This window comes from Phytohabitans sp. LJ34 (assembly GCF_052068095.1).
Classification (GTDB): domain Bacteria; phylum Actinomycetota; class Actinomycetes; order Mycobacteriales; family Micromonosporaceae; genus Phytohabitans.
On record NZ_JBQHDG010000028.1, the window covers coordinates 14428 to 33050 of the forward strand.

General features: G+C 69.1%; 22 protein-coding genes and 1 pseudogene. 18 read left to right on the plus strand and 5 right to left on the minus strand.

Going from position 1 to position 18623, the window contains the following annotated elements:
• Positions 1-159 precede the first annotated feature (159 nt).
• Positions 160-930 (plus strand): AfsR/SARP family transcriptional regulator, encoded by a 771-nt coding sequence (locus tag ACTMTJ_RS38215; protein ID WP_441223629.1) that lies wholly within the window; start codon positions 160-162, stop codon positions 928-930.
• An 8-nt stretch (positions 931-938) separates the two neighbouring features.
• Positions 939-1123 (plus strand): annotated as a pseudogene (locus ACTMTJ_RS38220) (cytochrome c biogenesis protein CcdA); the annotation flags it as partial.
• Positions 1124-1660: 537 nt separating this feature from the next.
• Here ACTMTJ_RS38220 and ACTMTJ_RS38225 read toward each other — a convergent pair.
• Together ACTMTJ_RS38225 and ACTMTJ_RS38230 are read right to left on the minus strand one after the other, a co-directional pair.
• Positions 1661-1804 carry a hypothetical protein gene (locus ACTMTJ_RS38225; protein ID WP_441223630.1) on the minus strand — a complete coding sequence of 48 codons (144 nt, stop codon included), beginning with the start codon at positions 1802-1804 and terminating at the stop codon, positions 1661-1663.
• 18 nt (positions 1805-1822) lie between these two features.
• Positions 1823-2260, minus strand: a complete 438-nt coding sequence (locus tag ACTMTJ_RS38230) for an NfeD family protein (RefSeq protein ID WP_441223716.1) — start codon at positions 2258-2260, stop codon at positions 1823-1825.
• A 113-nt stretch (positions 2261-2373) separates the two neighbouring features.
• Here ACTMTJ_RS38230 and ACTMTJ_RS38235 point away from each other — a divergent pair, with 113 nt between their 5' ends.
• The 12 genes from ACTMTJ_RS38235 to ACTMTJ_RS38290 all read left to right on the plus strand — a co-directional run bounded on the left by ACTMTJ_RS38235 (position 2374) and on the right by ACTMTJ_RS38290 (position 11981).
• Complete coding sequence (locus ACTMTJ_RS38235) at positions 2374-2649, plus strand: hypothetical protein (protein WP_441223631.1); 276 nt, start codon at positions 2374-2376, stop codon at positions 2647-2649.
• Between the two features lie 320 nt (positions 2650-2969).
• Positions 2970-3434, plus strand: a complete 465-nt coding sequence (locus ACTMTJ_RS38240; RefSeq protein ID WP_441223632.1) for a CBS domain-containing protein — start codon at positions 2970-2972, stop codon at positions 3432-3434.
• Positions 3431-4624: a PucR family transcriptional regulator gene (locus tag ACTMTJ_RS38245; RefSeq protein WP_441223633.1), complete on the plus strand. Its 1194-nt coding sequence runs from the start codon at positions 3431-3433 to the stop codon at positions 4622-4624. The genes ACTMTJ_RS38240 and ACTMTJ_RS38245 overlap by 4 nt, the downstream gene beginning before the upstream one ends.
• Positions 4625-4680: 56 nt before the next feature.
• Complete coding sequence (locus ACTMTJ_RS38250; RefSeq protein WP_441223634.1) at positions 4681-5157, plus strand: Na+/H+ antiporter subunit E; 477 nt, start codon at positions 4681-4683, stop codon at positions 5155-5157.
• A complete protein-coding gene (locus ACTMTJ_RS38255) occupies positions 5154-5435 on the plus strand; it encodes a monovalent cation/H+ antiporter complex subunit F (protein ID WP_441223635.1) in 282 nt (93 codons plus the stop codon). The genes ACTMTJ_RS38250 and ACTMTJ_RS38255 overlap by 4 nt, the downstream gene beginning before the upstream one ends.
• A gap of 2 nt (positions 5436-5437) precedes the next feature.
• Complete coding sequence (gene mnhG / locus ACTMTJ_RS38260; protein WP_441223717.1) at positions 5438-5746, plus strand: monovalent cation/H(+) antiporter subunit G; 309 nt, start codon at positions 5438-5440, stop codon at positions 5744-5746.
• Positions 5746-6738: a DUF4040 domain-containing protein gene (locus ACTMTJ_RS38265; protein WP_441223636.1), complete on the plus strand. Its 993-nt coding sequence runs from the start codon at positions 5746-5748 to the stop codon at positions 6736-6738. Before mnhG ends, ACTMTJ_RS38265 begins: the two co-directional genes overlap by 1 nt.
• The gene (locus ACTMTJ_RS38270; RefSeq protein ID WP_441223637.1) at positions 6735-7094 is read left to right on the plus strand and encodes a cation:proton antiporter subunit C; all 360 of its coding nucleotides are present in this window, start codon (positions 6735-6737) and stop codon (positions 7092-7094) included. The genes ACTMTJ_RS38265 and ACTMTJ_RS38270 overlap by 4 nt, the downstream gene beginning before the upstream one ends.
• A complete protein-coding gene (locus ACTMTJ_RS38275; protein WP_441223638.1) occupies positions 7091-8569 on the plus strand; it encodes a monovalent cation/H+ antiporter subunit D family protein in 1479 nt (492 codons plus the stop codon). Before ACTMTJ_RS38270 ends, ACTMTJ_RS38275 begins: the two co-directional genes overlap by 4 nt.
• Positions 8562-10043, plus strand: a complete 1482-nt coding sequence (locus ACTMTJ_RS38280) for a proton-conducting transporter transmembrane domain-containing protein (protein ID WP_441223639.1) — start codon at positions 8562-8564, stop codon at positions 10041-10043. The genes ACTMTJ_RS38275 and ACTMTJ_RS38280 overlap by 8 nt, the downstream gene beginning before the upstream one ends.
• Positions 10040-10309: a hypothetical protein gene (locus ACTMTJ_RS38285; RefSeq protein WP_441223640.1), complete on the plus strand. Its 270-nt coding sequence runs from the start codon at positions 10040-10042 to the stop codon at positions 10307-10309. The genes ACTMTJ_RS38280 and ACTMTJ_RS38285 overlap by 4 nt, the downstream gene beginning before the upstream one ends.
• Positions 10299-11981, plus strand: a complete 1683-nt coding sequence (locus ACTMTJ_RS38290; RefSeq protein ID WP_441223641.1) for a Na(+)/H(+) antiporter subunit D — start codon at positions 10299-10301, stop codon at positions 11979-11981. The genes ACTMTJ_RS38285 and ACTMTJ_RS38290 overlap by 11 nt, the downstream gene beginning before the upstream one ends.
• Before the next feature lie 522 nt (positions 11982-12503).
• Here the strand turns inward: ACTMTJ_RS38290 and ACTMTJ_RS38295 are convergent.
• Positions 12504-12992 (minus strand): Rv1733c family protein, encoded by a 489-nt coding sequence (locus ACTMTJ_RS38295; RefSeq protein WP_441223642.1) that lies wholly within the window; start codon positions 12990-12992, stop codon positions 12504-12506.
• A gap of 191 nt (positions 12993-13183) precedes the next feature.
• Here ACTMTJ_RS38295 and ACTMTJ_RS38300 point away from each other — a divergent pair, with 191 nt between their 5' ends.
• Both ACTMTJ_RS38300 and ACTMTJ_RS38305 read left to right on the plus strand, forming a co-directional pair.
• Positions 13184-14425 (plus strand): cation:proton antiporter, encoded by a 1242-nt coding sequence (locus ACTMTJ_RS38300; RefSeq protein ID WP_441223643.1) that lies wholly within the window; start codon positions 13184-13186, stop codon positions 14423-14425.
• Positions 14426-14885: 460 nt separating this feature from the next.
• Positions 14886-15305: an STAS domain-containing protein gene (locus ACTMTJ_RS38305; RefSeq protein WP_441223644.1), complete on the plus strand. Its 420-nt coding sequence runs from the start codon at positions 14886-14888 to the stop codon at positions 15303-15305.
• Positions 15306-15310: 5 nt separating this feature from the next.
• Here the strand turns inward: ACTMTJ_RS38305 and ACTMTJ_RS38310 are convergent, their stop codons facing one another.
• Complete coding sequence (locus ACTMTJ_RS38310) at positions 15311-15628, minus strand: hypothetical protein (RefSeq protein WP_441223645.1); 318 nt, start codon at positions 15626-15628, stop codon at positions 15311-15313.
• A 384-nt stretch (positions 15629-16012) separates the two neighbouring features.
• Between ACTMTJ_RS38310 and ACTMTJ_RS38315 the strand changes: the two genes are divergently transcribed.
• Positions 16013-17125, plus strand: a complete 1113-nt coding sequence (locus ACTMTJ_RS38315; RefSeq protein WP_441223646.1) for a serine hydrolase domain-containing protein — start codon at positions 16013-16015, stop codon at positions 17123-17125.
• A 463-nt stretch (positions 17126-17588) separates the two neighbouring features.
• Positions 17589-17837, plus strand: a complete 249-nt coding sequence (locus tag ACTMTJ_RS38320; protein ID WP_441223647.1) for a hypothetical protein — start codon at positions 17589-17591, stop codon at positions 17835-17837.
• A 341-nt stretch (positions 17838-18178) separates the two neighbouring features.
• On the opposite strand, the gene ACTMTJ_RS38325 is transcribed toward ACTMTJ_RS38320, so the two are convergent.
• A complete protein-coding gene (locus ACTMTJ_RS38325) occupies positions 18179-18547 on the minus strand; it encodes a hypothetical protein (RefSeq protein ID WP_441223648.1) in 369 nt (122 codons plus the stop codon).
• Between the last annotated feature and the right edge of the window lie 76 nt (positions 18548-18623).

The following is an 18623-nucleotide window of genomic DNA, read 5'->3' on the forward strand; positions in this document are numbered from 1 at the left end:
TTGTCGGACCTGCCTCGTAGCGCGGCCAGTGATCGCCTCGTACGCTTCCATGCAAAGCACACTCGCGCTTACGGGGAGCTCGGGGAGGGCTGCGTGGGGGCTATCGCTTCGCCATTTTCGGTGCCGGTTGCCAATGTTCGGCAAAACCCTCTGGCCACCGTGGACTTCCGCGTCCTCGGTCCGGTGGAGGTGCTGCGCCAAGGGGTGCTGGTGCCGGTCCGCGGTGGCCGGGCCCGCGCGCTCCTGGCGCTGCTGCTGGTCAACGCCAACACGATCGTCAGCGGCGCGCAGATCGTCGACGCGGTGTGGGGCGAGCGCCCGCCCTCGACCGTGCGTACGCAGGTGCACGTCAGCGTCTCGAGCCTGCGCAAGCTGCTCGCCGGCGTGGGTGGGGCTTCGATCCAGACCCACCCCGCCGGCTACCGGCTGGCGGCCGATCCGCAGCGGATCGACCTGTCGATCTTCCTCGACATGTCCCGGTCCGGCCGGGCCGCACTGCGCCAGCAGCGGGTCGCCGAGGCGGCGCGGACCCTGCACCGGGCGCTGGAGCTGTGGCGCGGCACGGCGCTAGGCGGCGTCCGCGCGTCGTTCGTCCCGTCCACAGTGGTCCGTCTGGAGGAGCACCGGCTCACCGCCTTCGCCGACCGAGTGGCCGCCGACCTCGGGCTGGGCCGCCACCACGACGTCATCCCCGAGCTGCGCTCGCTCCTCGACGAGCGGCCACTGCTCGAACGCGCCCGCGCCCAGCTCATGGTCGCGCTACACCTGGCCGGTCGACGGGGCGACGCGCTCGCCGTGTACCGGGAGGGGTGCGCGCTGCTCCGCACCGAGCTCGGCGTGGATCCCGGCCCCGAGCTGGCCCGCGCACACGGCCACCTGCTACGCGCTCACGTCCCACTGCCGCAGAGAATCACTGGCATCCTGTCCTGACCACCGCGGGGTTCGCGCTGTTGCCGGCGTACCTGTCGTTCCTGGTCCTGGACGGCGATACCGCCAGCGGCACCAGAGGCGGGCGGTTGGCCGGGCACTGCTGCTGAGCGCCGCGATGACGGCCTGGTTCGTCGCGGTGTTCGGGGCGTTCGGGCTGCTGGCCGCACCGACCGCCGATCTGGTGGCATTTAGAGGTCGAGATGGTTGACGATCCAGGTGAGGATGGTGCGAATGATGCTGGCGATGGTGACGGGGCTGGTGAGGGCTGGATTAGGCCTGACCGGATTCCGGTCGTTCCCGTTGTCGAGCGGGCTCAGTGGGTGGCGGATTGGCGGAGTTGCAGGAGCGTTCGCCGCTGATCTGGATCAGTTACGACGGCATGCGGGGTTGTCGATCGCGGAGTTGGCCAAGCGGGCCGGGCAGGGTGCGTCGTCGGTGGGGATCTGCTGCGGGGCACGTGGGTGACGGGAGCCGTCGTGGGACAGGGTGTCCCGGCTCGTTGAGGTGTATGTGGCGGCACTGCCGCCGGGAGCGCTGAACGATGCGGGCGAAGAGACGCGTCGGTTTGGGTGATCTGAAGCGGTGGCGGGGGCAGCACAGCGATCTGGCGCGGCGTCTGACGCATCGCTCGCACAGGCCTGACGCAGCTTCACGAGCTGGCACGAAGGGGGTCCAGGAGCCCGGGCCGGTGGACGACACGGGCCATCGGATGAACGAAGGACTCGACGGATCAGCGGACCATGTCAGTGGGTGCGAAACCGGCATCGCGACGGACGGCGGTGTGGATGTCGGCGATCTGGTCGGGGGTGGCGGACTCGCCGACGAGCAGGCTTTGAATTTCGATGGCGAGGATGATCGCGATGACAACATCCATTTCTACCCCAACCCCGGTTCAGAAATCCCGCCAGACCATGGCGGTGGCGCCCTTGACCTCGATGACCCGCACACGCTCGCCGGGCTCCAGTACCTGGGTGGCGTCGTACGCGCGCGCGGTCCACAGCTCTCCGTCGATCTTGACGAGCCCGTGCTCGATGTCGACCTGCTCGAGGACCAGGCCGGTGGAGCCGGAGATGGCCTGCACACCCATCGGCGTTCCGTCGATCTCCACGTCCGACTGCCGATGGCGCTGGATGATTGGCCGCACCGCGACCAGCGTCAGCACGGAGACGATGGCGAACACCGCGGCCTGCACGGGCACACCAGCACCGAGGGCAGCGGCGATAGCGGCGGCGAACGCGCCGGTCGAAAACATGATCAGGACGAACGTGAACGTAAACATCTCGGCGACCGCGAGCAGTACCCCCAGAACGATCCAGAGAACGGCATCCACCCCTCGATCGTGGCACACCGGGCACTCGGGCGGCCGCGCCAGCGTGCTGACCGTCCTCGCGCTGGCTGATATTGGCGTACCGGAATATGGACCAAAGGCGATCACCGCCAAGCTTGGCAAGATCCGGTCCGTGGTCGGCGCCGACCTACGTCAGCCACCCCGAGGCCACCATGGGCGACCGGGTCGCTCACCTGATCGTCAGTAGGGCAATCGACCTGATCGAGTTCGACGACGAGTACGCCATCGGCAAGATCCGCCGCCGACGCGGTCGGGCGCACCCTGGTGGACTCGGCCCGGCGCACCCGCTACGGCGTCACGTGATCGGCGTCAGACAGTGGCCAGCACTTTCCACGTTCGACCAGGTGGAACGCTTCACCGCCGTCACCTGACCGGGCCCAAGCGAGCTGGCGGCAGCGGCGGCCGAGGGCCTGGCGTTTGGACCTGTCGCATGAACCGGAGCTGGATGTGCGCCTTAGCCGTTCCCGCTGCCGGACCGACGGCCCGAACACGGGCTACCGCTTCTTAGGGTGTCGTTCCGATCGCTTCACTGCCTGTCGGGCCTGAACGGGGGTGACCTTGCCGGCGGCCGGCAACAAACGAGGCCGTTTGCTTGGCTGTGTCGGTCATTGGTTCGGAGTCTCTGCATATCATAAGGTTGGGGTTTGCGGGGTTGAGGCGTCATTGGCGAGATCGGCGACGGGAGAGGTTTATGCGTGCTGCCGATGTCATGGAGACGCTGCCTTCCGTGCGGCTGGATGATGAGTTCCTGTCGGTGTTGCGGATGGTCTCGCAGCATGGGTGGCCGGGTTTGGTCGTCGTCGATGAACACGACCGCGTGGTGATGTGTCTGTCGTCGGTCGACCTGGTCAGGCTGGTGTTGCCGCGTTATCTGCACGATGGACCGGGCCTGGCGCGGGTGTTCGATGAGGAGCACGCGGACCGGATCTGCGCGGTGCTCGTCGACACGCCGGTGCGTGCTGTCGTCGGCGAGGTGGCCAAGCGGGTACCGGTGGCCCGCCCGCAGGCGACGGTTGTCGAGTTGGCCGAGCTGATGGCGCGGCGGAACTGTTCTCTGGTGCTGGTGGAGGGCGACGATGGCGGCACCCTGGGGGTCGTCAGCGCCAATCGCCTGCTCGGGGTGGTGGCGGCCGCGACCGAGGACAGGTCGAGGTGATCGTTGCCTCCCTGGATGGGTTGGGCGCCGGTGGTCCGCTGTCGGCCGAGGATCTCGCGGTTCTGGCCGCGAAGGCCAGCGACGACGCGGACCGGGTGCCGGCCGAGTTGCTGGACGGTTACCTGCGAACCCTGGTCGAGGTGAGCCAGAGCGGGCGGCGGCTTCACCAGAACGAGTTGGAGCGGTGGCGCGGGATCGGGGCGGCGGCGGCCGAACGCGGCATACCGATGCGGAGGTTGATCAATCTCTACCTGGTGGCGACTCGGTTGGTCTGGCCGTTGTTGCCGGGCGTGCGGGGTGCGGCGCCTCCGGAGCAGTTGCGGCTGAGTGGGGAGTCGGTGCTGCGGGCCGCGGACGCGGCCGTTATGACGTTGACGGAAGGTTACGAGGAGGTGCAGCGGTGGGTAGTGCGTCGGGAGGAGTCGCTGCGCCGTGAATTTATCGATGACCTGCTCGACGGGCGCGATGTTGGGCGGCTGGCTGAGCGTGCCGAGCGGTACGGTCTGCAGCTCGGCGGAACCCATGTCGTAGCCGCCGCGCGCGCGGCAGAGGCCTTTGTGGACGGCGGGTCAGCGGCGCGAGCGGTCGAGTCCGGGTTGCGGTTCCAGTTCGGGCCGCGGGACGTTCTGGTGAGTACGAAGGACGGCTTGTTGATCTGCCTGGCGCCGCACGGCCTTGACCTGGTTCCCGAGGAGTTTGTCCGCCAACTCGCCGGGGCCCTGCGGCCGGACGCCTCCTGGCGGGTTGGCATCGGCCAACCCCATTCCGGGCCAGGCGGCGCTGTGCGTTCGTTCGAGCAGGCGCGCAATGCGCTGGACATCGGTGACCGTCTCGACCTGCCCGAGCGTGTCCTTCGTGCCCGCGACCTGCTGGTGTACCAGGTGCTACGTCGTGACAGCGCCGCATTGTTCGAACTGGTCGTGGAGGTGCTGGAGCCGCTGCGCAAGACTCGGCTCGGTCCGGGTCCGCTGCTGGAGACGCTGGCGGCCTACTTCACGGCTGGAAGGGTCGCCACGGTCGCCGCTCAACGCCTGCACATCGGCGTCCGGACGGTTACCTACCGGCTGCGTCGGGTCAAGCAGCTGACGGGGTACGCTGCCGACGATCCTGCCGATGCGTTCGTCTTGCAGGTTGCGGTGTTGGGCGCTCGCCTGATCGGTTGGCCCGATGACGACGGCGGCCTCGCGTGAGGAGATCCGACGGTGCTGCCGCCGCCGCAGCGGGGTCGGGCGAGAGTGATGGGGCGATGCGGGCGGTGTTGCGGGCCGTGCCCGTTCTCGTCGTGTTCTGGTTGGTCCTGTCCGGGCACTTCGAGGTGCTGTTCCTGATCCTCGGTGCGGCGTCGGTCCTGCTGGTGTGCCTGCTCTGGCGTCGTGCCGGCGTTGTCGAGCGTGACGGGGTCACGTTGCCTCTGGTGCTGCGTCTGCTGCGATACCTGCCGTGGCTGGGTGTGGAGGTGCTTGTCTCGGCGTTCGCGGTGGCGCGCAAGGTGTGGGCGCCGCGGCCGGCGCTGCGGCCGGTGGTGGACTCGACGCCTTCCTCGGGTCTGTCGGTGTTCTCGCAGGTGGTGTACGCGAACTCGATCACATTCACGCCGGGCACCTTGTCCTTGGACGTGGACGACGACAGCATCAAGGTTCACAGCCTGGACGAGTCAGGCGTGGAGGGCCTGCGCGCCGGGGCGATGCTGCGTCAGGTCCGCCGTCTGGAGCCGCGCCGATGATGTTCGCCGTGATGGCCGCGCTGCTGGTCACCATGCTCCTCGCGCTGGTCCGGGCGTTCGTGGGGCCAGGTCGTTACAACCGCATCCTCGCCATCAACAATTTCGGCACGAAGACGGTGCTGTTCGTCGCGGTCGCCGGGTTCCTGTTCGGGCGGCCGGAGTTCCTGGACATCGGGATCCTGTACGCGCTGGTCAACTTCGTCGCGGTCGTCGCGGTGCTGCGGCTGACCCACCACGACGACCCGGTCGGTAGCCAGAACGGGGAGGATGGGGCTTGACCGTGCTCGACGTCGTCAGCGGCGTGCTGTTGTCCGTGGGCGCTGTATATGTCCTGTCCGGCGGGGTGGGACTGCTGCGGTTCCCGGATTTCTACACCCGCATCCACGCCGCCGGCATCACAGACTCGGCTGGTGCCGGCCTGATCCTGCTCGGCTTGCTGGTGCGGACACCCAGCTGGGAGACCGGTGTCCGCCTGGTGATCATCATGCTGTTCCTGGTGTTGACGGGCCCGACCGCGACCTACGTGCTTGCCTTCGCCGCCCGTCGGGACGGCGTTCCCATCTGGCACGAAGGTGACGGACGCCGCTGATGACGACGTTCGTGCTGATCAATGTCACCCTGCTTGTGATCCTGACCGCGACGGCGCTGACCGTCTCGCGGATGCGTGCGCTCTATGAGGCCACGATGCTGACCGCGTTGTTCAGTCTGGTCACCGCGTGTCTGTTCGTGTTGTTGGACGCGGTGGACGTGGCGTTCACCGAGGCCGCGGTCGGTGTCGGCATCAGCACGGTGCTGCTGCTCGGCGGGCTGAGCCTGACCCGTTCGCGGGAGACGGTCACGCCGCGCCGTCGTCGGCTGCCCGGTGCCGCCGTTGCTGTGCTGACCGGTGGCACGCTCATCTACGCCGCTCAGGATCTGCCCGGGTTCGGTGCCGCCGACACCCCGGTGCAGAACCACCCCATCACCGACGTCTACTTGCGACAGTCCCAAGAGGACATCGGTATCCCGAACACGGTGACCTCTGTGCTGGCCAGCTACCGCGGGCTGGACACGCTCGGCGAGCTGGTCGTGGTCGTGACCGCCGGGGTGGCGGTCCTGCTGCTGCTGGGGCCGCTCGCCCGGCCGGAGGACGCCGGCTGGCGTAAGAGTCTCGACCTGGTCGACTATCGGGTGCTGCGTGTGGTCAGCGGCATGTTGATGCCGTTCATCCTGCTGTTCGCACTGTATGTGCTGTTCCATGGTGACTTCGGCCCGGGCGGTGGGTTCCAGGCCGGTGTGATCTTCGCGACCGGGTTCGTGCTGTACGGGCTGGTTTTCGGCTTGGACAAGGCTCAGCGGGTGCTGCCGAAGGCGGTGCTGTGGTCGCTGATCCCGCTCGGCCTCGTGCTGTTCATCGGCCTCGGCGTGGTGAGCATGCTGCTCGGCGGCTCGTTCCTCGACTACAACACCCTCAGCCCCGGCGATCCCGCGGCCGGACAACACCTGGGAATCCTCTTGGTCGAGGCGGCCATCGGTATCACGGTCGCGGCGGTCATGACGTCGATCTTCTTCAGCTTCGCCAGCCGGAGGACGACGCGGTGATCGGATCCCACTATGTCTTCTGGCTGCTCTTCGCGCTCATGATGATCGGCCTCTACGTCGTCATCAGCCACGGCAACCTGCTCAAGAAGCTGATCGGCCTCGCCATGTTCCAAGTCGGGGTGTTTCTGTTCTTCATCAGCCTCGGCAAGGTCGATGGCGGCAGCGCACCGATCATCTCCGAGGGCGTGGAGACCTATTCCCATCCGCTGCCTCAGGTGCTGATCCTGACCGCGATCGTGGTGGGCGTGGCCACCCTGGCGGTGGGGCTGGCCTTGGCCGTCCGCGTGTTCGAGGCGTACGGCACGGTCGAGGAAGAGGAACTGCTCGAACGCGACCACGACGAGGGCAGCACGTGACGGCGCACCTGCCCGTGCTGCCGGTTCTGGTGCCGTTGGCCTGCACGCCGTTGTGCCTACTGCTGCGGTCCCGGACCGCGGCCTGGTTGATGTTCCTGCTGGCGGCACTTGGCTCGCTGCTCAGCGCCGTGCTGCTGGCGGTACGCGGGGCCGACGGCGAGACGATGCGCTACGCGGTGGGCGGCTGGCCGGCGCCGCAGGGTATCGAGTTCGTGATCAGCGGTTTCAACACGCCGGTACTGCTGCTGGTCTCGTTCGTCGCGGTGATCGCTGCGGTCTACGCCCGGCGCAGCGTCGCCGCCGAGATCGACACCCGACGCGTTCCCCTGCTCTACACGTGCCTGTGCCTCACGCTGACCGGGCTGCTGGGCATCACGGTCACCGGCGACGCGTTCAACGTGTTCGTTTTCCTGGAGATCAGCTCGCTGTCGTCCTACGCGCTGATCGCCATGGGGCGGCGGCGACGGGCACTGGTGGCCAGCTTCCGCTATCTGGTGATCGGCACCGTCGGCGCCACGTTCGTCCTGATCGGCATCGGCTTGGCCTACGCGGTCACCGGCACCCTCAACATGGCGGACCTGGCGCGGCGGCTGGCCGACATCGACGGCAACCGCGCACTGCTGGCCTCGGTGGTGTTCGTCTTCGTCGGCCTCGCGGTCAAGATGGCCGTGTTCCCGCTGCATGCCTGGCTGCCGGCCGCGTACGCGGAAGCTCCGTCGGCGGTCAGCACGTTCCTCGCCGCGGCCAGCACCAAGGTCGCGATCTACGTGTTCTGCCGGTTCGCTTTCACCGTGTTCGGCGCCACCCTGGTATTCGGGACCATGCCGATCGGTCCGGTGGGTCTATTGCTGGCCAGCCTGGCGATGCTGATCGGGTCCGCCGTCGCCTGTTTTCAGACCGACCTCAAGTACCTGCTGGCCTGGTCGAGCGTCGCGCAGATCGGCTACATCGTGGCCGGCATCAGCTTGGCGACCTCAGCCGGCGTGTCGGCGGGCTACCTGCACATGATCAACCATGCCGTGGTGAAGGCGGCGCTGTTCGGCGTGGCCGGACTGCTGTTGCTGCGGCTGGGTTCGGTGCGGCTCACCGCGCTGGCCGGCCTGGGCCGCCGGATGCCCTGGACCTTCGCCGCTGTCGTGATCGCGGGCCTTGGCCTGGTCGGTGTGCCACCGACCGCCGGGTTCGTCAGCAAGTGGGCGCTGGCGGCCGCCCTGCTCGACCAGGGCCAGTGGCCAGTGCTGGTAGTCATGCTGGTCAGCTCGCTGCTCGCCCTGGTCTACATCGGGCGCATCCTCGAGATCGCCTGGTTCCGGAACCCGGTGGAGCCCGGCGAGACAGCGAAGCCACCGGCCTCGATGGTCGCGGCGATCTGGGTCCTGGTCCTTGCCTCGCTCTATTTCGGACTCGACCCGACGGTGCCGGCCGGCCTCGCCGACGCCGCGGCGGACGCCCTGCTCGGGAACCGGGGTGAGTGAACTGTTCGCCGCATGGACCTCACCCGGCCAGGCTCTGGCGCTACCGGTCACGGTGGCCCTCCCGTTGCTGGGCCTTGGCGCCCTGCTGCTGTTGCGGCGCCACCCCAACGCGCGCGAAGGCGCGTCGCTGCTCAGCGGCATCCTGCTCGCCGCCGCCGTGCTCGGGTTGTGGCCGCAAGTCGACCGCGACCTGCGCTTCGAGCTGTGGACCTGGCTGCCCGGACTGTCGCTCGAGTTCTCCCTGGAGCCGCTGGGGCTGCTGTTCGCGACGGTCGCCGCCGTGCTATGGCCGGTGACGACCGTGTACGCCACCGGCTACCTGCGCGCCGACAACGAGCACAACCAAACCCGCTTCTATGCCTTCTTCGCGCTGACGATAACGGCCGCCATGTGGATCGCGCTGTCGGCGAACCTGGTCACCCTGTTCATCGGCTACGAGATCATGACCCTGGCGACCTGGCCGCTGGTCGCCCACAAGGGCAGCGCGGACGCCAGGCGCGGGAGCCGAACCTATCTCGTGGTGCTGCTGGCCACATCCATCGGGCTGCTGCTGCCCGCGATCGTGTGGACCTGGCTGCTGGCCGGCAGCACCGACTTTCGGCCCGGCGGGCTGCTGGCAGGCCACGCCGGGACCGCCGTGCTCACCGTACTGTTCGCCCTCTACCTGTTCGGCATCGGCAAGGCGGCGCTAATGCCGGTGCACCGCTGGCTACCGGCGGCGATGGTCGCACCCACCCCGGTCTCTGCATTGCTGCACGCGGTGGCCGTGGTCAAGGCCGGAGTATTCACTGTCCTCAAGGTCGCCGTCTACGTGTTCGGACTCGACACGCTCAGCGGCAGCGGCGCCGCTCGACCGATGATGTGGGTCGCGGCGTTCACATTGCTCGCCGCGGCATTGGTCGCGCTCCGCTCGGACGACCTCAAGCGGCGCCTGGCCTACTCCACAGTGAGCCAGCTGGCCTACATCGTGCTCGCCGCGACTGTGGCCCACGACGTGGCCGTGGCCGGCGGTGCGCTGCACATGGTGACCCACGCGGTCGGCAAGATCACCCTCTTCTTCTGCGCTGGGGCCATCTACATCACCGCCAAAAAGTCCCGCGTGAGCGAGTTGGACGGGCTGGGCCGCGCCATGCCGTGGACCTTCGCCGCCTTCCTGGCGGCCTCGATCTCCATCGTCGGCCTGCCGCCACTCGGGGGCACGTGGAGCAAATGGCTGCTGCTGCTGGGCACGGCCGAGGCCGACCAGATGGTGATGCTAGTCGTTCTGCTGGTGGGCTCGCTGCTGGCTCTGGCCTACCTGATGCCGATTCCGATGCGCGGGTTCTTCCTGCCGCCGCCCGGCCCGCTGGCGCACGGCGAGGCCCGCCTGAGCATCGCCGGGCCGCTGGTCTTGACCGCGGCCGGCTGCGTCGCGCTCTTCTTCGGCGCGCAAGCAGTGCTGGCACCGCTGGCCGGGATTCTGGAGCTGCCGTGAACGACGACGACCCTCGCTGGTTGGACGACCCCCGCAATGTGACCCGCGTCGTGTACGCCCTGGCCGTGCTCTGCGCCCTGGCGCTGCTCGCCGACCTGTTCTACCGCAAGCATCCACACTTCGGCTTCGAGGGCTGGTTCGACTTCTACCCGGTCTACGGATTCATCGGCAGTGTAGGGCTGGTGCTCTCGGCCAAATGGCTGCGGCGGTGGCTGCGACGCGACGAGGACTACTACGAGCGGCCGGAGCACCGCGATGACGACTAGCCCCGCCCTGTTGCTGATGGTCGGCGCGCTCGGCGTGCCGCTGCTACGTGGCTGGCCGCGCCGGATCCTGATGGTGGCGCTGCCCATCGCGGCGCTCGTCGTGCTGTGGCTGCTGCCCGAGGGCAGCGGCGCCACGTTCGAGTTCCTCGGCCTGGTCCTGAACCCGGTGCGGGTGGACGGGCTGTCTCGCGTGTTCGCCACCGGGTTCCTGATCGCCGCCCTGCTGACCGCTGTCTACGCACTGCACCTACGGGACTCGGTGCAGCAGACGGTGATTCTGGTCTACGCGGCCAGCGCCGTCGGCGGCACCCTCGCCGGGGACCTGCTGACCTTGTTCGTGTTCTGGGAGCTGGCCGGCCTGTCCTCGGCCCTGCTGATCTGGGCGGGCCGAACCGAGCGCAGCCATCGCGCCGCCATGCGCTACCTGGTCGCGCAAACGATCTCCGGACTGCTGATGCTGGCCGGAATCGTCTTCCGCGTAACGGCAGGCGAAGGGCTGCAGTTCAGCTACCTCGGGCTGGACGGGGCCGGCGGAGTGCTGATCCTGCTCGCGGTCGGCATCAAATGCGCCTTCCCCGTACTGCACGCCTGGTTGACCGACACCTACCCGGAAGCGACGATCGTCGGCGCGGTGGCGCTGTCGGCGTTCACCACCAAGTTCGCGGTCTACACCCTGGCGCGTGGCTTCCCCGGCGCCGAGCCGCTGGTGTGGATCGGTGCGATCATGACGGTGTTCCCGATCTTCTACGCGGTCATCGAGAACGACCTACGCCGCGTGCTCGCCTACAGCATGATCAACCAGCTCGGGTTCATGGTGGTGGGCGTCGGTATCGGCGGCTCGCTGGGCATCAACGGTGCCAGTGCGCACGCCGTGGCCGACATGGTGTTCAAGGGGCTGCTGTTCATGAGCATGGGCGCGGTGCTGATGCGGACCGGCACCGTCAAAGGCTCAGAACTCGGTGGGCTCTACAAATCGATGCCGCAAACCACCGTGCTGTGCATCGTCGGCGCCGCCTCGATCTCGGCCTTCCCGCTGTTCTCCGGCTTCGCGACAAAGTCGCTGATCCTGGAGGCGGTCGCGCAGGAACACCGGACCGTGATCTGGCTGCTGCTGCTGTTCGCCTCCGCCGGCGTGTTCCACCACGCCGGCATCAAAATCCCCTACTTCGCCTTCTTCGCGCACGACCGCGGCTACCGCGTCGCCGAGCCCCCGGTGAACATGCGCGCGGCGATGGCGCTGGCCGCCGTGGTCTGCGTCGCGATCGGCGTGGCACCGGCCCTGCTGTACGGGATCCTGCCCCACGACATGGACTACGTGCCCTACACGACGCCGCACGTGATCAACCAGCTGCAGCTGCTGCTGCTGGCCTCGATGGCCTTCACCGTGCTGGTCCGGACCGGCCTCTATCCGCCCGAGGTCCGGTCGGTGAACCTGGACTTCGACGTGGTCTACCGCCGAATGCTGCCGTCGGGCTGGCACGCCGTCAACGACGGCGCGGTGCGCGTTCGTATGCTCGCCACCCCGGTACGCCGTCACGCGGCACGGGTTTGGGAGGTTGGGACAGGGCCGCTGCGGCCGGGGGGACAGACTGCGGTGGGCTGGTCGACACATCTGATGGTGTGGTGGGTCGTGCTGCTCCTCGGCCTTGTGCTCCTGCTGGCATTGCTGTGACTCAGGCCACCTGAGACCTCATGTTCTCCACCTGGCTCGTCGACCGGTACGGATGAGGACGAACGACACCCCGATGTGGTCCTCGCAGCCATCCCAGCTCAACGGCGTCAAGGCAACCGGCCAGATCGCCACCATCCGGCGGCCGCACGTCCATGTCCTCGTCGTCACGCTGTCAGCAACACGGGCCGTCTCGCCGCGATCCGCGCCGGCGCCAGCCGGGCACGTTGGCCGAGGAGCAGCCGGCGACGAATTGTTCGACCAACCCGTCGACACCAGAACCGGAGGCGCCGTTCCTCCGGCCAGGCCCAGGCGCGGTGCGGCCCGCCGTGCGGTGATGTCCGGGCCATCGCGTCGGCCTTCAGCCGTGGAGAGCAGGGTTTCCCGGCGCACCTGGACCAAGAGCTAGCGGCGGTTCAGCGCGCGGCACTGTCTTCCTAGCGCAGGCTGGTCCGATTCGTGACGGATCGAGGCGCCCGACCATCGCGGGCCGGCACCTTCGCGCCCGCCTGTGTGTCGCGGCGGCTAGCGGCGTCGGCCACTCCAGCCCGGCTCGACCTGCTCCCATTCGCGGTCTATCGCCGTGTACCGGCGCCGACGGTCTGCTGTGCTGGTGACCTTGCCCAGCAGGCCGATGACGACCGCGCAGCTCAGCGCGGCCAACCCGGCCTGCAGGGCGGCCCGGGTCGCGGCTTCGTCGGCGGTGGCCGGCGCCTGCACGGGACCGCCTGCGCGGTCGACCCAGATGCGCACCGCCGTGCCGGCTGGCTGCTGCGGGGTGGCTGCCACCAGCCCGGTACGCGTTCGACCGTCCGGCATCGTCCACTGCGCGGGTGCCAGCGGCCGCATCGCGATCGAGGCGCCCGGCACCACCCGCGGCGGTCCGGAGTCCTGCAGCAGGATGGCGGCGACGGTGTGGCGCGAGGTTCGCTCGGCCACGCTCACCACCACCGCGGTCAGCCGGTACGGCGCAGGGTCCGATCCGCTGCGAGCAGGTTCGACGGCCACCGGCACCATCTCCTCGTTCACATGCTACGGCCGCCAGCCCGGGATGGCTGGCTACCGCCGTGTGCGAGCAGCCCGGCCGACCGGGGGCCCCACAGTCTTCTCGGCGACCCGTACGATGACCAGCGGAATACCCTTGGCGCGCCGGGAAGTCTGGTCGGCACCTGCAACCGTCATGTCCCAGATCGGAAGGCGCCCCGGTGCTGCTGCTGTGTTTCGCGCTCGTGCTGCTCGCGGCGGTGCTGCTGTCCAGCCTCGCTCACCGCACGATCCTGTCCACCGCGGTGCTTTTCCTGGTCGCCGGGTTCGCGCTCGGCCCGGACACCCTCGGCGTGCTCGATCTGCGCGCCGATTCGCCGATCGTGGCCACCCTGGCCGAACTGGCCCTGTTCGCGGTGCTGTTCACCGACGGGATGCGGGTCGGCTGGGCGGATCTGCGCACCGCGTGGCGGCTGCCCGGCCGCGCGCTGGGCTGGGGACTGCCACTCACCCTGCTCATCACCGCGCTGCTGGCCCACTACATAGCCGGCCTCGACTGGCCCGAAGCGCTGCTGATCGGAGCCGTCCTAGCCCCGACCGACCCGGTCTTCGCCGCCGCACTAGTCGGCAACGACAAGGTACCGGCCCGGCTGCGGCACCTGCTCAATGTCGAGTCCGGCGTCAACGACGGCCTCGCGCTGCCGTTCGTGGTCCTGTTCCTGGCCATCGCGGCCGGCTCCGAGGATCTGCATCTGGGTGAGCTCGGCCTCGAGCTGGCGGTCGGCGTCGTAATCGGGGTAGGTGTGCCGTGGCTGGCGCTGCGGCTGGAGAAGACCCGGTTCTTCGCCGCCTCCACCGCCTATGAGCCCTTGAACGCGGTCGCGATCGGCCTGCTCGTCCTCGCACTGGGCACGGTCACGCACGGCAACCTGTTCCTGGCAGCGTTCACCGCCGGGATCACCGTGGCCACGTTCGGCCCCCGCCAGCGGGAGGCGTTCGAACACTTCGGCGAGCTGATGGCCGAGCTGTTCAAGCTCGCCGCGCTGCTGGTCTTCGGCGCCCTCATCTCGATCCAGTTTCTGGGCGAGATCTCCTGGACCGGCTGGGTCTTCGCCATCGCGGCGATCGTGGTGGCCAGGCCGGTCGCGCTCGGAGTGTCGTTCCTTCGCTCCGGGCTGTCCCGGACCGAGCAGTTCGCCGCGATGTGGTTCGGGCCGAAGGGCTTCGCCTCGGTGGTCTACGGGCTGCTGGTCCTGGAGTCCGGCATCACCGCCGGCGACGAGGTGTTCCACCTGGTCGCGCTCACCATCGTGCTGTCGGTCGTGGCGCATTCCTCGACCGATATCCTCGTCGCCCGCACCTTCGACCCGGCCCGCACTGCTGCCTGGCATCACATACGCCGCCGCCCTCCCAGCGGCGGCCCTGACTCGGCGTCATCTGCGGCGTCGAAGGCGGCACCGTGACTGCGCTAACGGCCTGCCACCCCGGTACCGGTCGAGGACACACGCGTCGTGCGGGCGATCGCGGTGTGCCGCGCGGCCGGCCCCGTTGCGTGGGGCGGCGGCCTTGGGCCCGCATGCCGTGCATCTGATCGCGGCCCGCTGGCGACCGGACCGAGTTCCACCGTGGAGCGAGCGGCTCGCAAGCGGGCCACGCACCATTTTCCTCACACCGCCCCCGGCCCCGCAGCGAGCCCGGACGCGCCAGCTGGCCCCTCTTTTTGATCATGACCGGTTCGGCCCTCGTCACGGCCTCCGCGCTGATGGCTTCATTCTGGCGGCCGTGTAGCCGCTGCGGGCCCGACCCACCTTGTAGAGCACGGTAAGGGCGAGCCGCCGCTGGCGCGTCTGTCCACAATGCAACTCCTCGAATGGACGGGTCACGGCGGCTCGCCGTCCCGCGCCTGGTCCGGGTTTGGGCACGGTGACGCACGTGTATCCGGCGGACGGCCAGGTGGTGCTCGCGCTACGCGGCACCCTGGACCAACCGGCGGCGACCGGACTACACGCCGCGATCACCACACACGCGGCGGACACCGCCGCCGTCGTGGACCTGCGCGACGTTGAGCACGTCGACCCAGCCGCCGTGGACTGCCTCGTCGCCGGAAACTGGGTCTGCGCCGTGGCCGGCATCCACCTGGCGGTGCGTGGCGCATCGCCGCTAGTACGCGGCCTGCTACGCCTGCGCGCCAGCGGCCGCGAGCAGTCGCCAGCCGGCCGCGACGGGCCAGGCTGGCGCTGTACCCCTCGGAACACGGCTTTGCGCCGCCAGCGCGCACGCGTCGACGGCGGTGGTCCGCCTGGGCGGACCGCCGTCGCGGCCAGGCCCAGACGTGGCCGGTGAGACTGTCAAGCGGGCTGTGCGGCGCCCCAGTAGTGGGTCCGAACCTCCACCGCATGGTGGTCGGCGAGGGTGTTACCGACCATCGGTGGATGGTTCGGGGCGGTGTTGATGATCTGGCGGGTATGCGGCACCCGCACCGCCTCCCCCTCCAGAGCGGCCTGCTCGAGGTCGACCAGATGGGTGGAGCGCCGGATCAGGCCGTGACTGATCGCGACGGCGCCCCATGGGGCGTTCATGTCAGTGGGGTACTGGTAGACAGCCGTGATCTTCCCGACCGGCTGGTTGCCGCTGTCGCGCAGATGCCGGCCGATCAGGTCATCCATGGGCGTGAGCATGTCGCACCTCCAGCGCTGGCTGTGATGCACGGTGACCCGACCGACGCGCTGCCGGCGGCGCGCGACGCGACAGCTACCGGGGTATGCGAAGAAATCGTCATCGGTGGCCTCGCTGGTCGGGGGACGTGCCTGACATTTGCCGACCAGACTTCCCGGCGCACCTAACCCATAGCCTACGGCCCGCCACACCGAAACACAGCCCACCAACCGAACCGCGATGCCTTCCCCGGGCCGAAACCGCCAGACGGCGACATCGGGCCGATCAGCTTCGGGTAGGCTGCAATGTAGGTGCGCCGGGAAGCCTGGTCGGCATGGCCACAACCGTGCGGGGGTTATGCCGATGCCGGCCAGATGGTGCGTTCGAGGTGCCCGGTGAACGGCCGGGTCGCGATGGGTGGGTGGGTCGACAGCCAGTACAGCGCGGTCTGTGACGCCTTCGCCGATCAGATGAACACCGGGCGTGCCGCCGGCGCGGCCGTCGCCGTGGTCCAGGACGGGCGGCTGGTGCTGGACTTGCACGCTGGCTGGCAAGATCCCACGCGCAGTGTTCCGTGGTCGGCGCGGACGTTGACACCGTTGTTCTGCCTCGGCAAAGCCGTCACCGCGCTGGCAGTGCTCATGCTGGCCTCCCGCAGGCTGGTGGACTTGGACGCCCCGGTGGCCCGTTACTGGCCGGCGTTCGGCGCCGCCGGCAAGGACCAGGTGAGCGTGCGGCAGCTGTTGTCCCACAGCGCTGGCTTGCCGGCCTTCCCGATTCCGCGGCCGGCCCGGCTGATCCCGTACTGGCAGATCCTGGTCAACGACCTGGCCAACGCCGCCCCGCTGTGGCCGCCGGGCACAGCGGTCGCCGAACACGCGCTGACCTACGGGCACCTGGTCGGTGAGCTGGTCCGCCAGGTCGACGGCCGCACCCTGGGGGTGTTCTTGCGCGACGAGATCGCCCGCCCGGCACAGCTGGACCTCGCCCTCGGCCTCAACCCGAAACAGCAGACCCGCGCCGCCCAGGTGCGGCACGCGGACGAGCAGTGGCTGCCGCGCACGCTCGGCCTGCCCTACACGCCGCGCCAGCGGGCGTTGGACTGCCCAGTCGGCGCGTTCGACCCGGACGTCATCAACAGCGCGTACTGCCGCGGCGCCCCACTGCCGGCCGTGAACATCTACGGCACCGCCCGTTCGGTCGCGATGCTCTTCTCCACCGTGCTGTCCGCCAGCCGGCACCAGAACGCCTCGTTGCTCGATCCGGTGCTGGCCACCGACCTCGGACGGGTCCACATCGAGGGGTACGACCTGGTGTTGAACCGGTCGGTCCGCCGCGGTCTGGGCGTCATCATCGAGGACGACGGCAGCTGGGGCGTCGGCGCCCTCGGCGGCAACCTGCTGGCCGTGGACCCGGCCGCCGGTCGGATCGTCGTGTACCTGTCCAGCGAGCTCGGCGACGAGCACGCCGCAGCGGCGATCCTGAAAGCGGCGCGCGGCTGCGGATGACTCCGGCGGCCGGCGCGCATCCCCCTCCTCCGCCGCGCCGGCCGCCGGTCCACCGATCAAAGGTTGGTGGCCTTACCCGCCGGCCGGGTGGGGTGATCGCCAGGTGTGCCCGGAAGTCGGGTCGGCGTCGTAGCTGTCGTGACCACCTCGACCGGGCAGCGCTTGTGCGGGCCCACGACGTGGCTGCGCTGTTCCCGAGCGGTCGCAGTGGACACACCGCCGTTGAGCGGTGGCCCGGCTGCTGGCCGGGTAGAACCCTGCCCCGGGCTGATCGTGGTCGACGACGCCGGCCGACCGAAGACGATCCTGCCTGGCACGCAGGTGCCGGGGGATGGCGTTCCCGTCGTCCTGCCAGGGCGACCCCACGCCCCGTTGACGTTCCTGGCCTGCGAGCGGCTCGGCGTACCGGCCACCCGTTCCTGATCGCCGAGGTCCCTGCCTCCAATATCGGCGTACCTCCACATTGGTCGGTGACCGGCCGAGCATCATCTTCGCCAGCCGCTCCGGCACGTCCCAAAACGACGCCCTCACCCATCCCGCCCCGCTCGTGCTGCTCCCGTTGGTCGTGTTCATCGGGCTGTGCCGGATCCTGTTCCGGGCCGCGTTCCGGTACGACCCGCGCGGCCGGCCGCGCAGGTCGGCACCCTCCGAACGCGACGCGGCTCGCAAACCCGCCTGCCCGTGGTCAGCGCGGTCGTGCGCGCCGCGGTGACCGCCGCGTTCGTGCTGCCACCGCGCTGCACCTGAGCTGTCGGTGGTGGCGATCGTTGGCGGGCTGGGTGCTGCTGGTCCGGTCCCGGCGCGAAGCCGGCGACGTCGCCCGGGACGTGGAATGGCCGATGTTGTGTTCTTCGCCGGCCTGTTCGTCATAGTCGACGCCCTGGTCAACACCGGCGTCATCGAAGAATCCTCCGCGCTACCACCGACGCGACCGAAGGGGCGGCTGTTCCCGCCTCGATGGTGCTGCTGTGGGCCCGGCGGTGCTGTCCGCGATCGCGGACGACATCCCGTACGTGGCCACGATGAGCCCGGTCGTCGCCGACAGGGTCAACATCAGCCGGGTGGGCGTTGGTCATCGTCGCCGGTCTTTTCCGCGTTGTCCAGCAGGTCGTACAGTTCTGCGTCAAGGGCGGCATCGGCTTGCACCGCCCGGAGCCGGCGGTAACCCACACCGACCAGGGCGGCGAAGGCGAAGGCGAGAAGCTGCCCCTGCCCAAGCAGTCCTTGCCCGAGCAACTCGCCGGTACCGTCGACGAGGAAGCCGACGAACAACAAATAGCCCAGCCCGGTGACGGCGGCGGCGGTTTGTACCCGGCTCACCACGGCGGCGCAGACACCCGCGGCGACCACGACCGTGATCAGGCGTCCGGACGCCTGCTGCGGCGCGAGGAAGCTCTCGGCCGCCACGGTGGCCGCGACCATGGCCGCGGCCCCCACGGTCAGTTCAAAGGGACCAGGTCGCGTGCTGAGGAACCACCTAGGCTCACGCATCCCAGTC

Bases quoted from the DNA above. Each gene is read 5' to 3' on its own strand.
- ACTMTJ_RS38225 (WP_441223630.1), bottom strand. From the start codon at position 1,804: ATGGATGTTGTCATCGCGATCATCCTCGCCATCGAAATTCAAAGCCTG.
- ACTMTJ_RS38240 (WP_441223632.1), top strand. From the start codon at position 2,970: ATGCGTGCTGCCGATGTCATGGAGACGCTGCCTTCCGTGCGGCTGGAT.
- ACTMTJ_RS38250 (WP_441223634.1), top strand. From the start codon at position 4,681: ATGCGGGCGGTGTTGCGGGCCGTGCCCGTTCTCGTCGTGTTCTGGTTG.
- ACTMTJ_RS38255 (WP_441223635.1), top strand. From the start codon at position 5,154: ATGATGTTCGCCGTGATGGCCGCGCTGCTGGTCACCATGCTCCTCGCG.
- ACTMTJ_RS38265 (WP_441223636.1), top strand. From the start codon at position 5,746: ATGACGACGTTCGTGCTGATCAATGTCACCCTGCTTGTGATCCTGACC.
- ACTMTJ_RS38290 (WP_441223641.1), top strand. From the start codon at position 10,299: ATGACGACTAGCCCCGCCCTGTTGCTGATGGTCGGCGCGCTCGGCGTG.
- ACTMTJ_RS38310 (WP_441223645.1), bottom strand. From the start codon at position 15,628: ATGGATGACCTGATCGGCCGGCATCTGCGCGACAGCGGCAACCAGCCG.
- ACTMTJ_RS38325 (WP_441223648.1), bottom strand. From the start codon at position 18,547: ATGGTCGCGGCCACCGTGGCGGCCGAGAGCTTCCTCGCGCCGCAGCAG.